Origin of the sequence: Aquisalimonas sp. 2447 (genome assembly GCF_012044895.1) — a bacterium.
In the GTDB taxonomy this organism is placed as follows: Bacteria; Pseudomonadota; Gammaproteobacteria; order Nitrococcales; family Aquisalimonadaceae; genus Aquisalimonas.
In genome coordinates, this window is sequence record NZ_CP050695.1 from 2028103 (window position 1) to 2042926 (window position 14824).

The 14824-nt window shown below is 64.5% G+C and carries 12 protein-coding genes; 7 read left to right on the forward strand and 5 right to left on the reverse strand.

Going from position 1 to position 14824, the window contains the following annotated elements:
• The first annotated feature begins 272 nt into the window (after positions 1 to 272).
• The 3 genes from aceA to clpA all read left to right on the forward strand — a co-directional run bounded on the left by aceA (position 273) and on the right by clpA (position 4645).
• On the forward strand, positions 273 to 1550 hold the full coding sequence (aceA, locus tag KU884_RS09570) for an isocitrate lyase (RefSeq protein WP_167782435.1): 1278 nt from the start codon (positions 273 to 275) through the stop codon (positions 1548 to 1550).
• A 399-nt stretch (positions 1551 to 1949) separates the two neighbouring features.
• Entirely contained in the window at positions 1950 to 2273 is a 324-nt protein-coding gene (gene clpS / locus KU884_RS09575; RefSeq protein ID WP_167782436.1) for an ATP-dependent Clp protease adapter ClpS, read from the forward strand.
• 89 nt (positions 2274 to 2362) lie between these two features.
• Positions 2363 to 4645 carry an ATP-dependent Clp protease ATP-binding subunit ClpA gene (gene clpA / locus KU884_RS09580; RefSeq protein ID WP_167782437.1) on the forward strand — a complete coding sequence of 761 codons (2283 nt, stop codon included), beginning with the start codon at positions 2363 to 2365 and terminating at the stop codon, positions 4643 to 4645.
• A 159-nt stretch (positions 4646 to 4804) separates the two neighbouring features.
• On the opposite strand, the gene infA is transcribed toward clpA, so the two are convergent.
• The 4 genes from infA to KU884_RS09600 all read right to left on the reverse strand — a co-directional run bounded on the left by infA (position 4805) and on the right by KU884_RS09600 (position 7780).
• On the reverse strand, positions 4805 to 5023 hold the full coding sequence (infA, locus tag KU884_RS09585) for a translation initiation factor IF-1 (RefSeq protein ID WP_167782438.1): 219 nt from the start codon (positions 5021 to 5023) through the stop codon (positions 4805 to 4807).
• Between the two features lie 117 nt (positions 5024 to 5140).
• Positions 5141 to 5872 carry an arginyltransferase gene (locus tag KU884_RS09590; protein ID WP_254432009.1) on the reverse strand — a complete coding sequence of 244 codons (732 nt, stop codon included), beginning with the start codon at positions 5870 to 5872 and terminating at the stop codon, positions 5141 to 5143.
• Positions 5869 to 6597 carry a leucyl/phenylalanyl-tRNA--protein transferase gene (gene aat / locus KU884_RS09595; protein ID WP_167782439.1) on the reverse strand — a complete coding sequence of 243 codons (729 nt, stop codon included), beginning with the start codon at positions 6595 to 6597 and terminating at the stop codon, positions 5869 to 5871. The genes KU884_RS09590 and aat overlap by 4 nt, the downstream gene beginning before the upstream one ends.
• A 43-nt stretch (positions 6598 to 6640) precedes the next feature.
• Complete coding sequence (locus KU884_RS09600; RefSeq protein ID WP_167782440.1) at positions 6641 to 7780, reverse strand: GNAT family N-acetyltransferase; 1140 nt, start codon at positions 7778 to 7780, stop codon at positions 6641 to 6643.
• 321 nt (positions 7781 to 8101) lie between these two features.
• Between KU884_RS09600 and KU884_RS09605 the strand changes: the two genes are divergently transcribed.
• The 4 genes from KU884_RS09605 (at position 8102) to serS (ending at position 13712) form a co-directional block, all read left to right on the forward strand.
• Positions 8102 to 10363 (forward strand): DNA translocase FtsK, encoded by a 2262-nt coding sequence (locus KU884_RS09605; RefSeq protein ID WP_305793260.1) that lies wholly within the window; start codon positions 8102 to 8104, stop codon positions 10361 to 10363.
• Positions 10364 to 10417: 54 nt separating this feature from the next.
• Positions 10418 to 11044 carry an outer membrane lipoprotein chaperone LolA gene (lolA, locus tag KU884_RS09610; RefSeq protein ID WP_167782442.1) on the forward strand — a complete coding sequence of 209 codons (627 nt, stop codon included), beginning with the start codon at positions 10418 to 10420 and terminating at the stop codon, positions 11042 to 11044.
• Between the two features lie 35 nt (positions 11045 to 11079).
• Entirely contained in the window at positions 11080 to 12351 is a 1272-nt protein-coding gene (locus tag KU884_RS09615; protein WP_167784195.1) for a replication-associated recombination protein A, read from the forward strand.
• 86 nt (positions 12352 to 12437) lie between these two features.
• Positions 12438 to 13712 (forward strand): serine--tRNA ligase, encoded by a 1275-nt coding sequence (gene serS, locus KU884_RS09620; protein WP_167782443.1) that lies wholly within the window; start codon positions 12438 to 12440, stop codon positions 13710 to 13712.
• 25 nt (positions 13713 to 13737) lie between these two features.
• Here serS and cysB read toward each other — a convergent pair whose 3' ends face one another.
• On the reverse strand, positions 13738 to 14718 hold the full coding sequence (cysB, locus tag KU884_RS09625) for an HTH-type transcriptional regulator CysB (protein WP_167782444.1): 981 nt from the start codon (positions 14716 to 14718) through the stop codon (positions 13738 to 13740).
• Between the last annotated feature and the right edge of the window lie 106 nt (positions 14719 to 14824).

Sequence of the window (14824 nt, forward strand, 5' to 3'; positions counted from 1 at the left end):
TTACAGCATTGCGGGGCGGGAAGGGCAACAGGCCTCCGAAGCGCTTCGCACTCGCGGCAGCGGGCCGGATTGCCCGCAGCTGGCGTGAGCCCTGTCAGATGATCCTGATCTTCGGCCTCAAGAGGGCCCTTTCAGTCTCGGCGGCTCGCAAGCGATGGGGACGAACGAACCGGTCCCGTCGTCCGGCATGTGTTGAGTGCCATGGTCGACGCACCGGTGCGTCATGATTTCAGCAAGGGCGAAGTGATCGCCCGGATTCAGGAGGCAATTCCATGAGCAACGATCAGGCGAAGATCGAGAAACTCAAGAAGGACTGGGCGGAAAACCCGCGCTGGAAAGGCGTGCAGCGTGGCTACAGTGCCGAGGAAGTGGTGCGGTTGAGCGGCACCGTGCCGGTGGAGTACAGCCTCGCGCGCCAGGGTTCCGAGAAGCTGTGGAATCTCATGCACGAGATGCCCTACGTCAACGCGCTGGGCGCCATGACCGGTAACCAGGCCCTCCAGCAGGTCAAGGCCGGCCTCAAGGCCATCTATCTGTCCGGCTGGCAGGTTGCGGCGGACGCCAACGAAGCCCACACCATGTACCCGGACCAGTCCCTGTACCCGGTGAACTCGGTGCCCTCTGTGGTGGACCGCATCAACAACGCGCTGCTGCGCGCCGATGAAATCACTCACGCCGAGGGTGATGACAGCGTCGACTGGATGGCGCCCATCGTGGCCGACGCCGAAGCCGGTTTCGGTGGCGTGCTGAACGCCTTCGAACTGATGAAGGCGATGATCCGTGCCGGTGCCGCCGGTGTGCACTTCGAGGACCAGCTTGCCGCGGTGAAGAAGTGCGGTCACATGGGTGGCAAGGTGCTGGTGCCGACTCAGGAGGCGGTGCAGAAGCTGATCGCCGCACGTCTGGCTGCCGATACCATGGGCACGCCGACGATCCTGGTCGCCCGCACCGACTCCCTGGCCGCGGACCTGCTCACCAGCGATGCCGACGAACGGGATCACAAGTTCATCACCGGCGAGCGGACCTTCGAGGGCTTCTACCGCGTCAAAGCCGGTGAGGAGCAAGCCATCGCACGTGGTCTGGCCTATGCGCCGTACGCCGATCTTATCTGGTGCGAGACGGGCACGCCGGATCTGGACTTCGCCAAGCGTTACGCGGAAGCCATCCGCAGCGAGTACCCGGACCAGATGCTGGCCTACAACTGCTCGCCTTCGTTCAACTGGGCGAAGAATCTGGACGATGCCACCATCGCCAAGTACCAGCGCGAGCTGGGTGCCATGGGCTACAAGTACCAGTTCATCACGCTGGCCGGTTTCCACGCGCTGAACTACTCCATGTTCACCCTGGCCAAGGGGTACAAGGAGCGGCAAATGAGCGCGTACTCCGAGCTCCAGCAGGCCGAGTTCGCCAGCGAGAAGGACGGTTACACTGCGACGCGCCACCAGCGCGAAGTGGGTGCCGGCTACTTCGACTCCGTGACCACGACCATCCAGGGTGGCGAGTCCTCCGTGACTGCCATGACCGGATCCACGGAAGAAGAGCAGTTCTAACGAGCTGTGTAGCGAGCAAGCCCGCTCACAAGGCGGGTTCGCGCTGAGCGACACGGGCCCGGTCACGATAGTGGTCGGGCCTTTTTCATGGTCCGGAGACCGTCCATTGTTGCTGCCCCGGCGGCGCACATTTATCGGTACGCCCTTGAAGAAGAGGGGCAAGGACCCAACTTCCAACTCAGAGCTTCGTCCGTCCCGCGCCCCATCGAGACGTGTCCCTGGCATCATCGAGGTCTATTGCCGGATCCGCACCAACCGATTGGCTGCTCTCATAAGCTTCCTTAAAATGGAAGTAGGGTTCCCGAACCGGTTGTGCCCACCGACATGACACCCTGGTGTGAGGCGGCCCTGTGGCGCGGCGGTCTGGACGAGCATGGCGAATCTGTGGGATGAGATGGTATGAGCGACGAGCATCCTGAGCGGGAGGGTGACGACGGTCTGTCGGTAGAGGAGGCGAAGCCCGGCCTCAAGCGCCCGCCCCTTTACCGCGTTCTGCTGCTGAACGATGACTACACCCCGATGGAGTTCGTGGTGGACGTGTTGCAGACGTTCTTTAACATGGACCGGTCGCGGGCCACACAGGTGATGCTGCAGGTGCACACGCAGGGCAGCGGGATCTGTGGGGTATTCAGTCGGGATGTGGCGGAAACCAAGGTCGAGCAGGTGAACGACTATTCCAGGGAACACGATCACCCGTTGCTGTGTACTATGGAGGAGGCCTGATCGCACTGGTGGAGGAACTCTCCGCCACTGGCGCCAGTCCACTGGACAGGCGGCACTACGCTGGAAGTCTTAATGAGAGGTGAGCACGCATGCTGAGCAAAGAACTGGAGTTCACTCTGAATCTCGCGTTCAAGGAAGCGCGGGAAAAGCGGCATGAGTTCCTCACCGTCGAACACCTGCTCCTGGCGCTGACGGACAATCCGACCGCCGTCAACGTTTTGCGGGCCTGCGGTGCGGACCTCGAGGGCCTGAAGAAGGACCTGGAAGCATTCCTCGACGAAACCACGCCGTTGTTGCCCCCCAATGACTCGCGGGAAACACAGCCGACTCTTGGTTTTCAGCGGGTGCTGCAGCGGGCAATCCTGCATGTGCAGTCGGCGGGCATCAAGGAAGTTACCGGTGCCAACGTGCTGGTGGCGATCTTCAGTGAGCAGGAGTCGCAGTCGGTCTACTTCCTGCACAAGCAGAGCATCACCCGGCTGGACGTGGTGAACTACGTCTCCCACGGGATCTCCAAGGTCCCGGGGGATCAGGAGCCGAGCAGCAACGACCCTGGCAGCGCCGAGGCGGACGACGATGCCGCGGTGGAGTCGGGGAGCAAGTCCCCGCTGGAGAGCTTTGCCACCAACCTCAACGAGAAGGCCCGTCGTGGCCGTATCGACCCGCTGATCGGCCGGCGCCAGGAAATCGAACGCACCGTGCAGGTGCTCTGCCGGCGCCGTAAGAATAATCCACTATTCGTGGGCGAAGCGGGTGTGGGCAAGACGGCGATTGCCGAGGGGCTGGCCAAGCTCATCGTCGACGGTCAGGTCCCGGACGTGCTGAAGAAGAGCACCATCTACGCGCTGGACTTGGGCGCGCTGGTCGCCGGCACCAAGTACCGCGGTGACTTCGAGAAACGTCTCAAGGGGCTGCTCAAGCAGCTGGAGAAGAGCCCGGGGGCGGTCCTGTTCATTGACGAGATCCACACCATCATCGGTGCCGGATCGGCGTCCGGGGGTGTCATGGACGCCAGCAACCTCCTCAAGCCCATGCTGGCCAGCGGCGATCTGAAATGCATCGGGTCCACCACCTACCAGGAGTACCGCGGTATCTTCGAGAAGGATCGTGCGCTGGCGCGGCGGTTCCAGAAGATCGACGTGCCCGAGCCGACGGTGGAGGACACGTTCCGCATCCTGCGTGGCCTGAAAACGCGGTTCGAGGAACACCATGGGGTCAAGTACAGCGACCGTGCGCTGCGCTCAGCCGCCGAACTCTCCGGCAAGCACATCACCGACCGCCGCCTGCCGGACAAGGCCATTGACGTCATCGACGAGGCGGGGGCACGGCTACGGCTGATGCCGCCGTCGAAGCAGAAGAAGAGCATCGGTGTTCTGGACATCGAACAGGTGGTCTCCAGCATGGCCCGGATTCCGCCAAAGCGCGTGTCCACCTCGGACATGAAGGTTCTGGAGACGCTGGAATCGGACCTCAAGGAGGCCATCTACGGGCAGGACGAGGCAATCACTACCCTGGCCTCCACCATCAAGATGTCCCGCGCCGGACTCGCCGCCGGCGACAAGCCCACCGGCTCATTCATGTTTGCCGGCCCCACCGGTGTAGGCAAGACCGAGGTGACCAGGCAGCTCGCCCGGCTCCTGGGCGTGGAACTGATCCGTTTCGACATGTCCGAGTACATGGAACGGCACACGGTCTCGCGGCTCATCGGGGCGCCCCCGGGCTATGTAGGCTACGATCAGGGCGGCCTGCTCACCGAGGAAGTGATCAAGCACCCGTACTCGGTGGTACTGCTGGACGAGATCGAGAAAGCGCACCCGGACGTGTTCAATCTCCTGCTTCAGGTGATGGATCACGGCACGCTCACTGACAACAACGGTCGGCATGCGGATTTCCGCAACGTCATTCTTGTGATGACCACCAACGCCGGGGCCGAGGAGATGAACCGGCGGTCCATCGGGTTCACGCCCCAAGACCATTCCACGGACGGGCTGGAGACGGTGCGCAAGTCGTTTACGCCGGAGTTCCGCAACCGGCTCGACGCCATCATCCAGTTCGCGCCCCTGGACGGCGTTACCATCCGCCGGGTGGTGGACAAGTTCGTGGACGAGCTGGCGGTTCAGCTCGCGGAGAAGAACGTGACCCTCAAGGTGGACGAAACCGCTAGGGACTGGCTCGCGGAGCGGGGCTACGATCCCCTGATGGGCGCACGCCCCATGTCGCGCCTGATCCAGGACAAGATCCGCAAGGAACTCGCCGAGGAACTCCTGTTCGGGCGTTTGGCCAACGGTGGCGAGATCATAATTCGTGCCGAGGGCGATGAACTTGGGTTCGAGTTCGCCGGCGCCGCCGGCAGGGAAACGGTCACCGAGTAATGCCGGGGCCCGGGTCACGGCCCGACAGGGCCGTGACGGATTCCGTCCGGGCATGACGGCGGTCACGGCGAGCTGCTATGCGGGCGTTATGCAGTCGTGCCGCTGGTGGTGCGTACCGGGGCGGCACGGTCGGGTCGGGCCGGATTGGCGAGGAGTGGATTAGCGGGCGCGGTAGGTGATTCGCCCCTTGGATAGATCGTACGGCGTGAGTTCCACGGTGACGGTATCGCCCGTCAGAATGCGGATGTAGTGCTTGCGCATCTTGCCGGAGATGTGCGCGGTCACGATGTGCCCGTTCTCCAGCTCAACGCGGAACATCGTGTTGGGCAGGGTTTCAATGATCTTTCCCTGCATCTTGATGTGATCGTCTTTCGCCATGCAGTTGTTGTCTCCTGGTGGAAGCGTCTGATTCAAATGCCCGATGTGTCCTGGTGCGTACCGCCCCGCGCAGGGTTCCGCCACCGCCGGTCCGGGCCGCCACGATACCGCCCGGGTTCAGTCCGTGTTGCGGCATAGAGGCTGCCAGCTACGTTCCCGGTAGACCTCGCAGGGCGAGAAATCCGCCTTGTAGCGCATCTTCTCCGACTCCGCGATCCAATATCCCAGATACACGTGGTCGAGCGCGTAGCGGCGAGCCGCGTCAATCTGCCATAAAATTGCGTAAGTACCAAGGCCGCGACGCGTGAATTGCGGATCGAAGAACGTATAAACGGCGGAAAAGCCGTCCTCGACCACATCAATGACGGCGACGGCAAGAAGGGTTCCATGCAGACGGAATTCCACGAAACGGGTGTCGGACCAGGGTGCAACGAGGAAATCCAGGTAGTCATCCGGGCCGTGGTCGTCCATGCCATCGCCGGGATGGCGTGCCAGAAGGTAGCGGCGATACAAGGAGAAGTGTTCGACGGAGAAACCGGGCGTGACCATGCTCGCGGTCAGGTCAGCGTTGTGTTGCCAGCAGCGCCGCTGGCGTCGCCGTGGCTGGAAGGTGTCCACCGGAATACGCAGGGACTGACAGGATCTGCATGACGGACAGGCGGGCGAGTAGATGTGGCTGCCGCTGCGCCGCATGCCACGGCGGAGAAGCTCGCTGTAAGCCCGGTTGTTGATCGGAAAGCCTGGGTCCACAACCACGGTCCGTGCGGTGCGGTCCGCCAGGTAAGCGCACGGATGAAAACCGCTGGCCAGGAGCCCGGGCGAGATCCTTTTCCGGGAATCGCCTGTCACGATGCCTCCGGCAGCGGTGTGAAATCCTGATCAAAGGACCAGGGACCCGGGCGGTCCGGATGGGCCAGCGCAGCCTCGAGGTCGGCCAGAAAACTGCGGCGTGGCCGCTCCATTGCGCCCAGCGAGGCCAGGTGCGGGGACAGGATCTGGCAGTCGAGGAAATCAAAGCCCCAGTTCTGTAACTGCCGGCTCAGGTGAACCAGGGCGATCTTGGAGGCGTCCGGTTCACGGCTGAACATGGACTCGCCAAAGAAGGCCTGGCCCAGCGAGACACCGTACAGGCCGCCCACCAGGCGGAAGTGATGCCAGACCTCCACCGAGTGGGCCAGCCCGCGCTCGTGCAGATGGCAGTAGGCATCGTGCATGTCCTTGGTGATCCAGGTCCCCGTGTCCCTGCCCCGCGGTGCGGCACAGGCGGTGATCACCTCTTCGAAGGCGGTATCCAGGGTGACGTTGAAGCCAGAGCTGCGCATCCGTTTACGCAGGCTGCGGCGAAGACGCAGGTGCTCGGGAAACAGTACACCTCTTGGGTCCGGTGACCACCAGAGCACCGGCTGGCCTTCCTCATACCAGGGGAAAATACCGCGGCGGTACGCCGCCAGCAGGCGCCGCTCCGACAGCGAGCCACCAATGGCAACCAACCCGTTGGGCTGCGTGAGTGCCTGTTCCGGAGGTGGAAACAGGGTCTCTTCGAAATCGTCCAGCCAGTGAATACGGCGCTGCATGACCTCCCTCGACAGCCCGGCGGGCAGTCCTCGATATGTTCCGCTATTGTGCCATTCTATACGGGCTGTGTTGTCGCATTTCGGCCATGTAGGCTTCCACCAGCGGCGTCTCCCGGCGTAGAAAGTCAGCGATGGCGTCCCGAAAGACAGGTTCGGCAATCCAGTGGCGGGAGTGCGTGGCCACCGGCAGGAAGCCGCGGCTGATCTTGTGCTCCCCCTGGGCACCGGGCTCGAACGTCTGCAGCCCGTGGGCGATGCAGTACTCGATGCCCTGGTAATAGCACGTCTCGAAGTGCATGCCGGGGATGTCCTCGGCACCGCCCCAGTACCTGCCGTACAGGGTGTCGTCGCTGCGGAAGAGCAGGGCGGCACCGATCATGATCCCCTCCCGCCGGGCCTGGACCATGACCACGCCATCGCCAAGGGTCTCACCGCAGTGGCGGAAAAACGGCAGAGTCAGCAGCGGAATATTGCCGTGCTCATGAAAGGTCTGCCGGTAGAAGCCGTGGAAGGCCTCCCAATCGGCCTGGGTGATTCCCCGGCCGCTGCGCACCTCCATATCTACCCCCGCCTCGGCGGTCTGGCGTCGCTCCCGCCGGATGCTCTTGCGGCGCTTGGAGGTGAGCGTATCCAGGAAGTCCTGGAAGTCCCGGTAGCCCGGGGCATTGTGCCAGTGAAACTGGCAGCCGCGCCGGGACAGCAGATCCTGTGTCGCAAGGCGCTCTGCCTGACCCGGCTCCGGGAACAGCCAGTGGGCAGAGGACAGCGCCTGGCGCTGGGCCGCGGCTGTGGAGGCGTTCACCGCGGCGGCCACGGCGTCACCCGTGGGCATGTCGGAGCGGTGGAGTACGCGGGGGCCGGTGGCCGGTGTGAACGGGACCGCATGGACCAGCTTGGGGTAGTAGGGCAGGCCGTTGCGCTCATAGGCATCCGCCCAGGCCCAGTCGAAAACGAACTCTCCCCAGGAGTGGCCCTTGAGGTACCCGGGTACGGCGACGGCCAGGCCCGCCGCGTCGTGCAGCGCCAGATGACAGGGCTGCCAGCCGATGTCCGGGGACACGCACCCGGTTCCTTCGAGACCGGCCAGGAATTCGTGTCGCAGGAACGGGTTGGTGGTGCCCTCCAGGCTGTTCCATTGTGCTGCGGGGATGGTGGTCAGGTCAGTGAGTACGGTGGCATCCATGGCGCGATGTTAGGGTGGCACGGCGGTGGTGTCGAGCGCCGTTGTCGGTGTGCGGGAACAGGCGGCGGGACAGTTCCGGATCCGGTAGACTACGGGCTCTGGACCTCTGCAATGATTCCGGTCGTGAATCGGGAAAATAATGGTGATATAGTCACTTGCGTACACTATTTGACGTTGCACCTGATCATTATTGCTGGTTTGCCGCCGTCGAGGCCGGCGGTGTACCCGTTCGAGCGCAATAGGCTGACTCCTGTGGCAAGCTCTGATTCCCGTTCGTCATCTTCCGAGCGTGACCCGCTCCCTTCGCCCCTCGGGCATCATGTGAGTCGTGGGCTGCGCGAGGCCTCGCTTTACATCCTGTTGGCGGTGGCCATTTACATGGTGCTGGCGCTGGTGACCTACCATCCCAACGACCCGGGCTGGAGTTTTACCGGTGGCCACGGCGCCGTGCAGAACGCCGGCGGCGAAGTGGGCGCGCGTTTCGCGGACGTGTTCTTGTACCTGTTCGGGTACCTGGCTTATCTGTTCCCGGTGATGGTGGCCTTCTCCGGCTGGCTGACCTGGCGCTGGCAGCGCCGTGATGGCGCCTTCCACTGGGGCGTGTTCGGCCTGCGCGGCCTCGGTTTCGTATTGACGCTGGCGTCCGGTGCGGGCCTGGCCACCATGCACGTGGAGGCGCTGCCGCAAACGGTGCCGCTGCATGCCGGAGGCGTGCTTGGCGACGTCATTGCCGGTTCCCTGGAAGGCGCGTTCAGCTTCCTCGGTGCCACGTTGCTGCTGCTGGCGGTGTTCCTGGCCAGCGTGACGCTGTTCACCGGGCTGTCCTGGTTGAGCCTGATGGACCTGATCGGGCGGTTCTGCCTGATGAGCGTCAGCGCTCTGGGGCGTGGTTTGACCGCCCTGCGGGACGGCTGGGCCGGGCGCCGCGCCCGACGGGCACGGCGGGAGACACTGGTGGCGGACAAGGAAAAGCGTAAGCACCGGACACCGCCGCAGATCGAGGCCAGCAAGCCGGCGCCGAAACCGGGCAAGAAGGTCAACAAGGAAAAGCAGATGCCGCTGTTCCGCGCCGAGCAGACCGCCGACGGGTTGCCGCCGGTGTCGCTGCTGGACCAGCCGCCACCGCAGGCCGGGGGCTATTCCCGGGAGGCACTGGAAGCCATGTCCCGACAGCTGGAGATGAAGCTGGCGGATTTCGGCGTCCAGGTGGAGGTCGTTGCCGTCCACCCGGGGCCGGTGATTACGCGCTTCGAGGCGCAGCCGGCCGCCGGGGTGAAGGTGAGCCAGATCAGCAACCTCAGCAAGGATCTGGCGCGGGCCCTGTCGGTGGTCAGCGTGCGCGTGGTGGAGGTGATCCCGGGCAAATCGGTGGTGGGCCTGGAGATTCCCAATGAAAACCGTCAGGTGATCGCCTTCAGCGAAATCGTCCGCGCCGACGTTTGGGAGAAGGCCCAGTCGCCCCTGTCCATGGCGCTTGGCAAGGACATCGGCGGCGAGCCGGTGGTGGTGGATCTCGCCAAGATGCCCCACCTGCTGGTCGCAGGCACCACTGGGTCGGGCAAATCCGTGGGTGTCAATGCCATGATCCTGAGCCTGCTGTACAAGAACAGGCCGGAGGACGTGCGGCTGATCATGGTGGACCCGAAGATGCTGGAGCTGTCCATCTACGATGGCATCCCGCACCTGCTGGCCCCGGTGGTCACGGACATGAAGGAGGCTGCCAACGCCCTGCGCTGGTGCGTGGGCGAGATGGAGCGGCGCTACCGCCTGATGGCCGCGCTGGGTGTGCGCAACATCGCCGGCTACAACCGCAAGGTGCGCGAGGCCGCGGAGCGGGGTGAGCCGCTGAAGGATCCGCTGTGGAAACGCCCGGAGGAGGATCCGCAGGCGGAGGCGCCGGAGCTGGAGACGCTGCCCTTCGTTGTGGTGGTGGTGGACGAGTTCGCCGACATGATGATGATGGTTGGCAAGAAGGTGGAAGAGCTCATCGCCCGACTTGCGCAGAAAGCGCGCGCCGCCGGTCTGCACCTGATCCTGGCCACCCAGCGTCCGTCGGTGGACGTCATCACCGGCTTGATCAAGGCCAACATTCCCACGCGGATCGCCTTCCAGGTGTCCTCCAGGGTGGATTCCCGCACCATCCTCGATCAGATGGGCGCCGAAGCGCTGCTCGGACACGGGGACATGCTGTACCTATCGTCGGGCAGTGGCATGCCGGATCGCGTCCACGGCGCCTTCGTTTCCGACAACGACGTCCACCGGGTGGTGAACCACCTCAAGGAGCAGGGCGAGCCCGAGTACATCGACGGTATCCTGGACGAGTCCAGCGGCAGCGCGCCGCTCCCGGGTGTGCCCGGTGAGGACAACGGTGGCGATGGCGAGCAGGATCCACTCTACGACCAGGCGGTGCAGGTGGTCACCGAATCGCGCCGGGCTTCCATCTCCGGGGTGCAGCGTCGCCTCAAGATCGGCTACAACCGTGCGGCGCGACTGGTAGAGGAGATGGAGAACAGCGGTGTGGTCGGGCCGCTGCAGTCCAACGGTGCCCGCGAAGTGCTGGCACCACCACCGCCCAAGGATTGAACCGCAGCCACGTGCCGTGGTCGACCGGGTACCCGAACACAAGCAGGAGAGACAATGTTGAGGCGACTCGCGTGGATGCTGGCGTTGCCGGTGCTGGTTGTAGCCTCCATGGCAGCGGCAGACGACCCCAGGGCGGAGCTGGAGGCCTACTTCAGCGACACCGACAGCATGGAAGGCAGCTTTACCCAGGTCGTGCGCGACGAGGACGGCAGAGTGCTGGAAGAGAGTCGTGGCACCATGGCGATCCAGCGCCCGGACCGGTTCGACTGGCTCTACAATGAGCCTTTCGAGCAGCGGATCGTCGCCGACGGCGAACGGCTCTGGATTCACGACCCCGATCTGCGCCAGGTCACCGTGCGTCCGCTGGAGGATACCCTCGGCACCGGGCCGGCCATGTTGCTCAGCGGGCGCATGGAGACGCTGGATGAGCACTTCGACATGGAGGTGGACGACGGTTGGCTGGTGCTGATCCCGCGCACCGAAGACTGGAACGTGGAAGGCGTGCGGCTGCGCATGAGCAATGGTGTACCCTCCGAGGTGATCGTCCGCGACGGCCTGGGCCAGGAGAACCGCCTGACCCTGGAGGATGTCACCACCGGTGTGGCATTCGACGGCGATCGCTTCCGTTTCGAGCCGGATGGCGATACCGATGTGATCGAGCAGGGAGAGGCTGCCCCTTGACCCTGGATGCGCCGGTGCGGCCGCTGGCCGATCGCATGCGGCCGCGCTCGCTGGACGAGTTTCTCGGCCAGGAGCATTTGCTCGCTCCCGGTCGCGCACTGCGCCGCAGCATCGACGCCGGTCATCCCCATTCCATGGTGCTCTGGGGGCCGCCGGGCACCGGCAAGACCACGCTGGCGCGCATGATCGCCGCGGCGAGTGGTGCGCGGTTCATCACCCTCTCGGCGGTGATGAGTGGCGTCAAGGATATCCGCGCCGCCGTGGAGGAGGCGCAGGGCCTGCGCGGGCAGGGACAGCCCACCGTGCTGTTCGTCGATGAGGCCCATCGCTTCAACAAGGCGCAGCAGGATGCGTTCCTGCCTTACGTCGAGGACGGCACGCTGCTGTTCATCGGTGCGACCACTGAAAACCCCTCTTTCGAGTTGAACAACGCGCTGCTGTCGCGGGTCCGCACCTATGTGCTGCGGGCCCTGAGCCGGGACGCCCTCAAGGGGCTCTTGCAGTCAGCGCTCGCCGACAGCGAGCGGGGGCTCGGTGCCAGCGGACTGGCCATGGAGCCGGAGGCCCTGGATCAGCTGGTCGAACTTGCCGATGGTGACGCCCGGCGCGGGCTGACCCTGCTGGAGGTCGCCGCGGACCTGGCGGATACCGGCGTGATCGGCACGGAAACCCTGCAGGAGGCCGCCGCGTCCGGGATGCGGCGCTTCGACAAGGGCGGAGACGCCTTCTACGACCAGATCTCCGCGCTGCACAAGGCGGTGCGGGGGTCGGATCCGGATGCCGCGCTGTACTGGTACTGTCGCATGCTCGACGGCGGCTGCGACCCTCTCTACATTGCCCGACGCGCCGTCCGGATGGCATCCGAGGACATCGGTAATGCCGACCCCCGCGGTCTGCAGATCGCGCTCAATGCCTGGGATGCCCAGGAGCGCCTGGGTAGCCCCGAAGGCGAACTGGCCATCGCCCACGCGATCGTCTATCTCGCCAGCGTGCCCAAGAGCAATGCCGTCTACAGTGCCTATAACGCGGCCATGGAGGCGGCTCGCCGTAACGGCTCCCTCGACGTGCCGTTGCACCTGCGCAATGCCGCCACGCGGCTCATGAAGGAACTGGGCTACGGCGAGGAGTACCGCTACGCCCACGATGAACCTGAGGGCTATGCCGCCGGCGAGGACTATTTCCCGGAGGATATGACGCCGCAGCGTTTCTATCAGCCCGTCTCCCGCGGTCTGGAAACGAAGATCCGCGATCGCTTCGAGCGCCTGCGCCATCTGGACCGGCAATCCGGCTGGCAGCGCCGTCACTGAGGCAGTCTAGTGTCCTGTAACCGACGGCTGATTTTCCGGTGGCGCTCCGGCTACAATGCGCGTCTTCGTGATCACAAGGACCCGAGATGCTCGACCCCAGAGAACTCCGCAACGACCCCGAGGCCATCGCTACCGCGCTCGCCCGGCGCGGTTACACCCTGGACGTGGACGCCTACCGTCAACTGGAAGGGCAGCGCCGCGAACTGCAGATGCGCGTTCAGGAACTCCAGAACGAGCGCAACCGGCGCTCCAAGGCGATCGGCAAGGCGAAGGCGCAGGGTGAGGACATCCAGCCGCTACTGGACGACGTGGCCAGCATGGGCGATCAGCTGGACGGCGCGAAGAAGGAGCTGGACGTCGTCCAGGCGCAGCTGGAGGCGCTGCACATGGATATGCCCAACATCCCGCAGACGGATGTCCCCGATGGCGACGACGAGGATGACAATGCCCTGGTGCGCCACTGGGGTGAGCCACCGACGTTCGATTTCAAGCCCCGGGATCACGTGGACCTGGGTGCCCGGGACGACCTGCTGGATTTCGAAACCGCGGCGCAGCTCACCGGCGCCCGTTTCGTGGTCATGCGCGGCGCCGTGGCGCGGCTGCACCGCGCCCTGATTCAGTTCATGCTCGATCGGCAGACGGCCAAAGGGTACGAGGAGGTCAACGTCCCCTACATGGTCAACGCGGAGAGCCTGCGCGGCACGGGGCAGCTGCCGAAATTCGGGGACGACCTGTTCGCCATCGCCGGCGAGCAGGACTACTACCTGATCCCCACGGCGGAAGTGCCGGTGACCAACCTTGTGCGCGAGTCCATCGTCGAGGCGGAGCGCCTGCCCCTGCGGTACGTGGCTCATACACCGTGTTTCCGCGCCGAGGCCGGCGCCTACGGCAAGGATACCCGCGGCATGATTCGCCAGCACCAGTTCGAAAAGGTCGAGCTGGTGCACATTGTCCGCCCCCAGGACTCCGACGCCGCCCTGAAGACGCTGACGGCGGACGCCGAGGCCATTCTCCAGGAACTGGGTTTGTGTTACCGGGTGGTGCTGCTGTGCACCGGCGACATGGGTTTTGCCGCGGCGCGCACCTACGATCTCGAAGTCTGGCTTCCCGGGCAGGAGCGCTACCGGGAGATTTCCTCCTGCAGCAATCTACAGGCGTTCCAGGCGCGGCGGATGCAGGCGCGCTGGCGTAACCCGGAGACCGGCAAGCCGGAGCCTCTGCATACTCTGAACGGCTCGGGACTGGCCGTGGGCCGTTGCCTGGTGGCGATTCTGGAGAACTACCAGGAAGCCGACGGCCGGGTGCGCACTCCGGAGGCACTGCGCCCGTACCTGGGCGGCCGGGAGTGGATCGTCGAGTAACCGCTGCGATGGTGTGCCGCGGTGCTCAGTGTTCGGCCAGCACCGGCGCCAGCTCGGCGAACAGGGCCTCCCGCTCCTCGTGGGTACGCACCGCCATGGCGCGATCCACCACCTCCCGGGTGAGGTGGGGCGCAAACAGGCGGACGAACTCGTACATGTAGCTGCGCAGGTAGGTGCCCCGGCGGAAGCCGATGTTGGTGACGCTGGACTCGAACAGATTCGCCGCCGGGATGGCACGCAGGCCGGCGTCCCGCTCCGGCTCGTAGGCCATGCTGGCAACGATGCCAACACCGAGCCCCAGGCGGACGTAGGTCTTGATCACCTCCGAATCGGTGGCCGTGAAAACCACCTCCGGCTCCAGCCCCTCCTGGCGGTACGCCTGGTCCAGTTTGGAGCGGCCGGTGAAGCCGAAGACATACGTCACCAAGGGATAGCGGGCCAGGGAACGCAGAGTCAGGGGGTGTTCGTCCAGCAGCGGGTGGTCCTCGGGGACGATCACACTGCGGTTCCAACGGTAACAGGGCATCATCACCAGGTCCTCGAACAAGTCGATGGCCTCGGTGGCGATGGCGAAATCGACGCCGCCGTGGGCCGCGAGTTCTGCAATCTGCATCGGCGTGCCCTGGTGCATGTGCAGGCTCACGTTCGGGTATTGCTCGCGGAAGGCGGTGACGACGCCGGGCAGCGCGTGGCGGGCCTGGGTGTGCGTAGTGGCGATGGAGAGACTGCCGCGGGCATCGTCCTGGTGCTCATCGGCAATGGCGCGAATGTTCTCGGCATCGCCCAGGATACGGCGTGCGGCCTGCAGAATGTCCTTGCCGGCCGGAGTAACCTGAGTCAGATGCTTGCCGCTGCGCTCGAAGATCTGTACGCCGAGTTCTTCTTCCAGCATCCGGATCTGTTTGCTGACACCGGGCTGGGAGGTGTAGAGGGCTTCGGCAGCCGCCGAGACATTCAGATCCCGACGCTCGACTTCGCAGATGTAACGCAGTTGGTTGAGTTTCATGGGGCCGACATCACTTTTTATAACATTTCCGCATATAAATAAATGAAACAGATACTTTTGTAAATAACCCGCTCTGGTGACACTACGCACACCGGGGCACCAATCA

Excerpts from the sequence above, each read along its gene's own strand:
- aceA (WP_167782435.1), top strand. The coding sequence starts at position 273 with ATGAGCAACGATCAGGCGAAGATCGAGAAACTCAAGAAGGACTGGGCG.
- clpS (WP_167782436.1), top strand. The coding sequence starts at position 1,950 with ATGAGCGACGAGCATCCTGAGCGGGAGGGTGACGACGGTCTGTCGGTA.
- clpA (WP_167782437.1), top strand. The coding sequence starts at position 2,363 with ATGCTGAGCAAAGAACTGGAGTTCACTCTGAATCTCGCGTTCAAGGAA.
- infA (WP_167782438.1), bottom strand. The coding sequence starts at position 5,023 with ATGGCGAAAGACGATCACATCAAGATGCAGGGAAAGATCATTGAAACC.
- aat (WP_167782439.1), bottom strand. The coding sequence starts at position 6,597 with ATGCAGCGCCGTATTCACTGGCTGGACGATTTCGAAGAGACCCTGTTT.
- KU884_RS09600 (WP_167782440.1), bottom strand. The coding sequence starts at position 7,780 with ATGGATGCCACCGTACTCACTGACCTGACCACCATCCCCGCAGCACAA.
- lolA (WP_167782442.1), top strand. The coding sequence starts at position 10,418 with ATGTTGAGGCGACTCGCGTGGATGCTGGCGTTGCCGGTGCTGGTTGTA.
- KU884_RS09615 (WP_167784195.1), top strand. The coding sequence starts at position 11,080 with ATGCGGCCGCGCTCGCTGGACGAGTTTCTCGGCCAGGAGCATTTGCTC.
- serS (WP_167782443.1), top strand. The coding sequence starts at position 12,438 with ATGCTCGACCCCAGAGAACTCCGCAACGACCCCGAGGCCATCGCTACC.
- cysB (WP_167782444.1), bottom strand. The coding sequence starts at position 14,718 with ATGAAACTCAACCAACTGCGTTACATCTGCGAAGTCGAGCGTCGGGAT.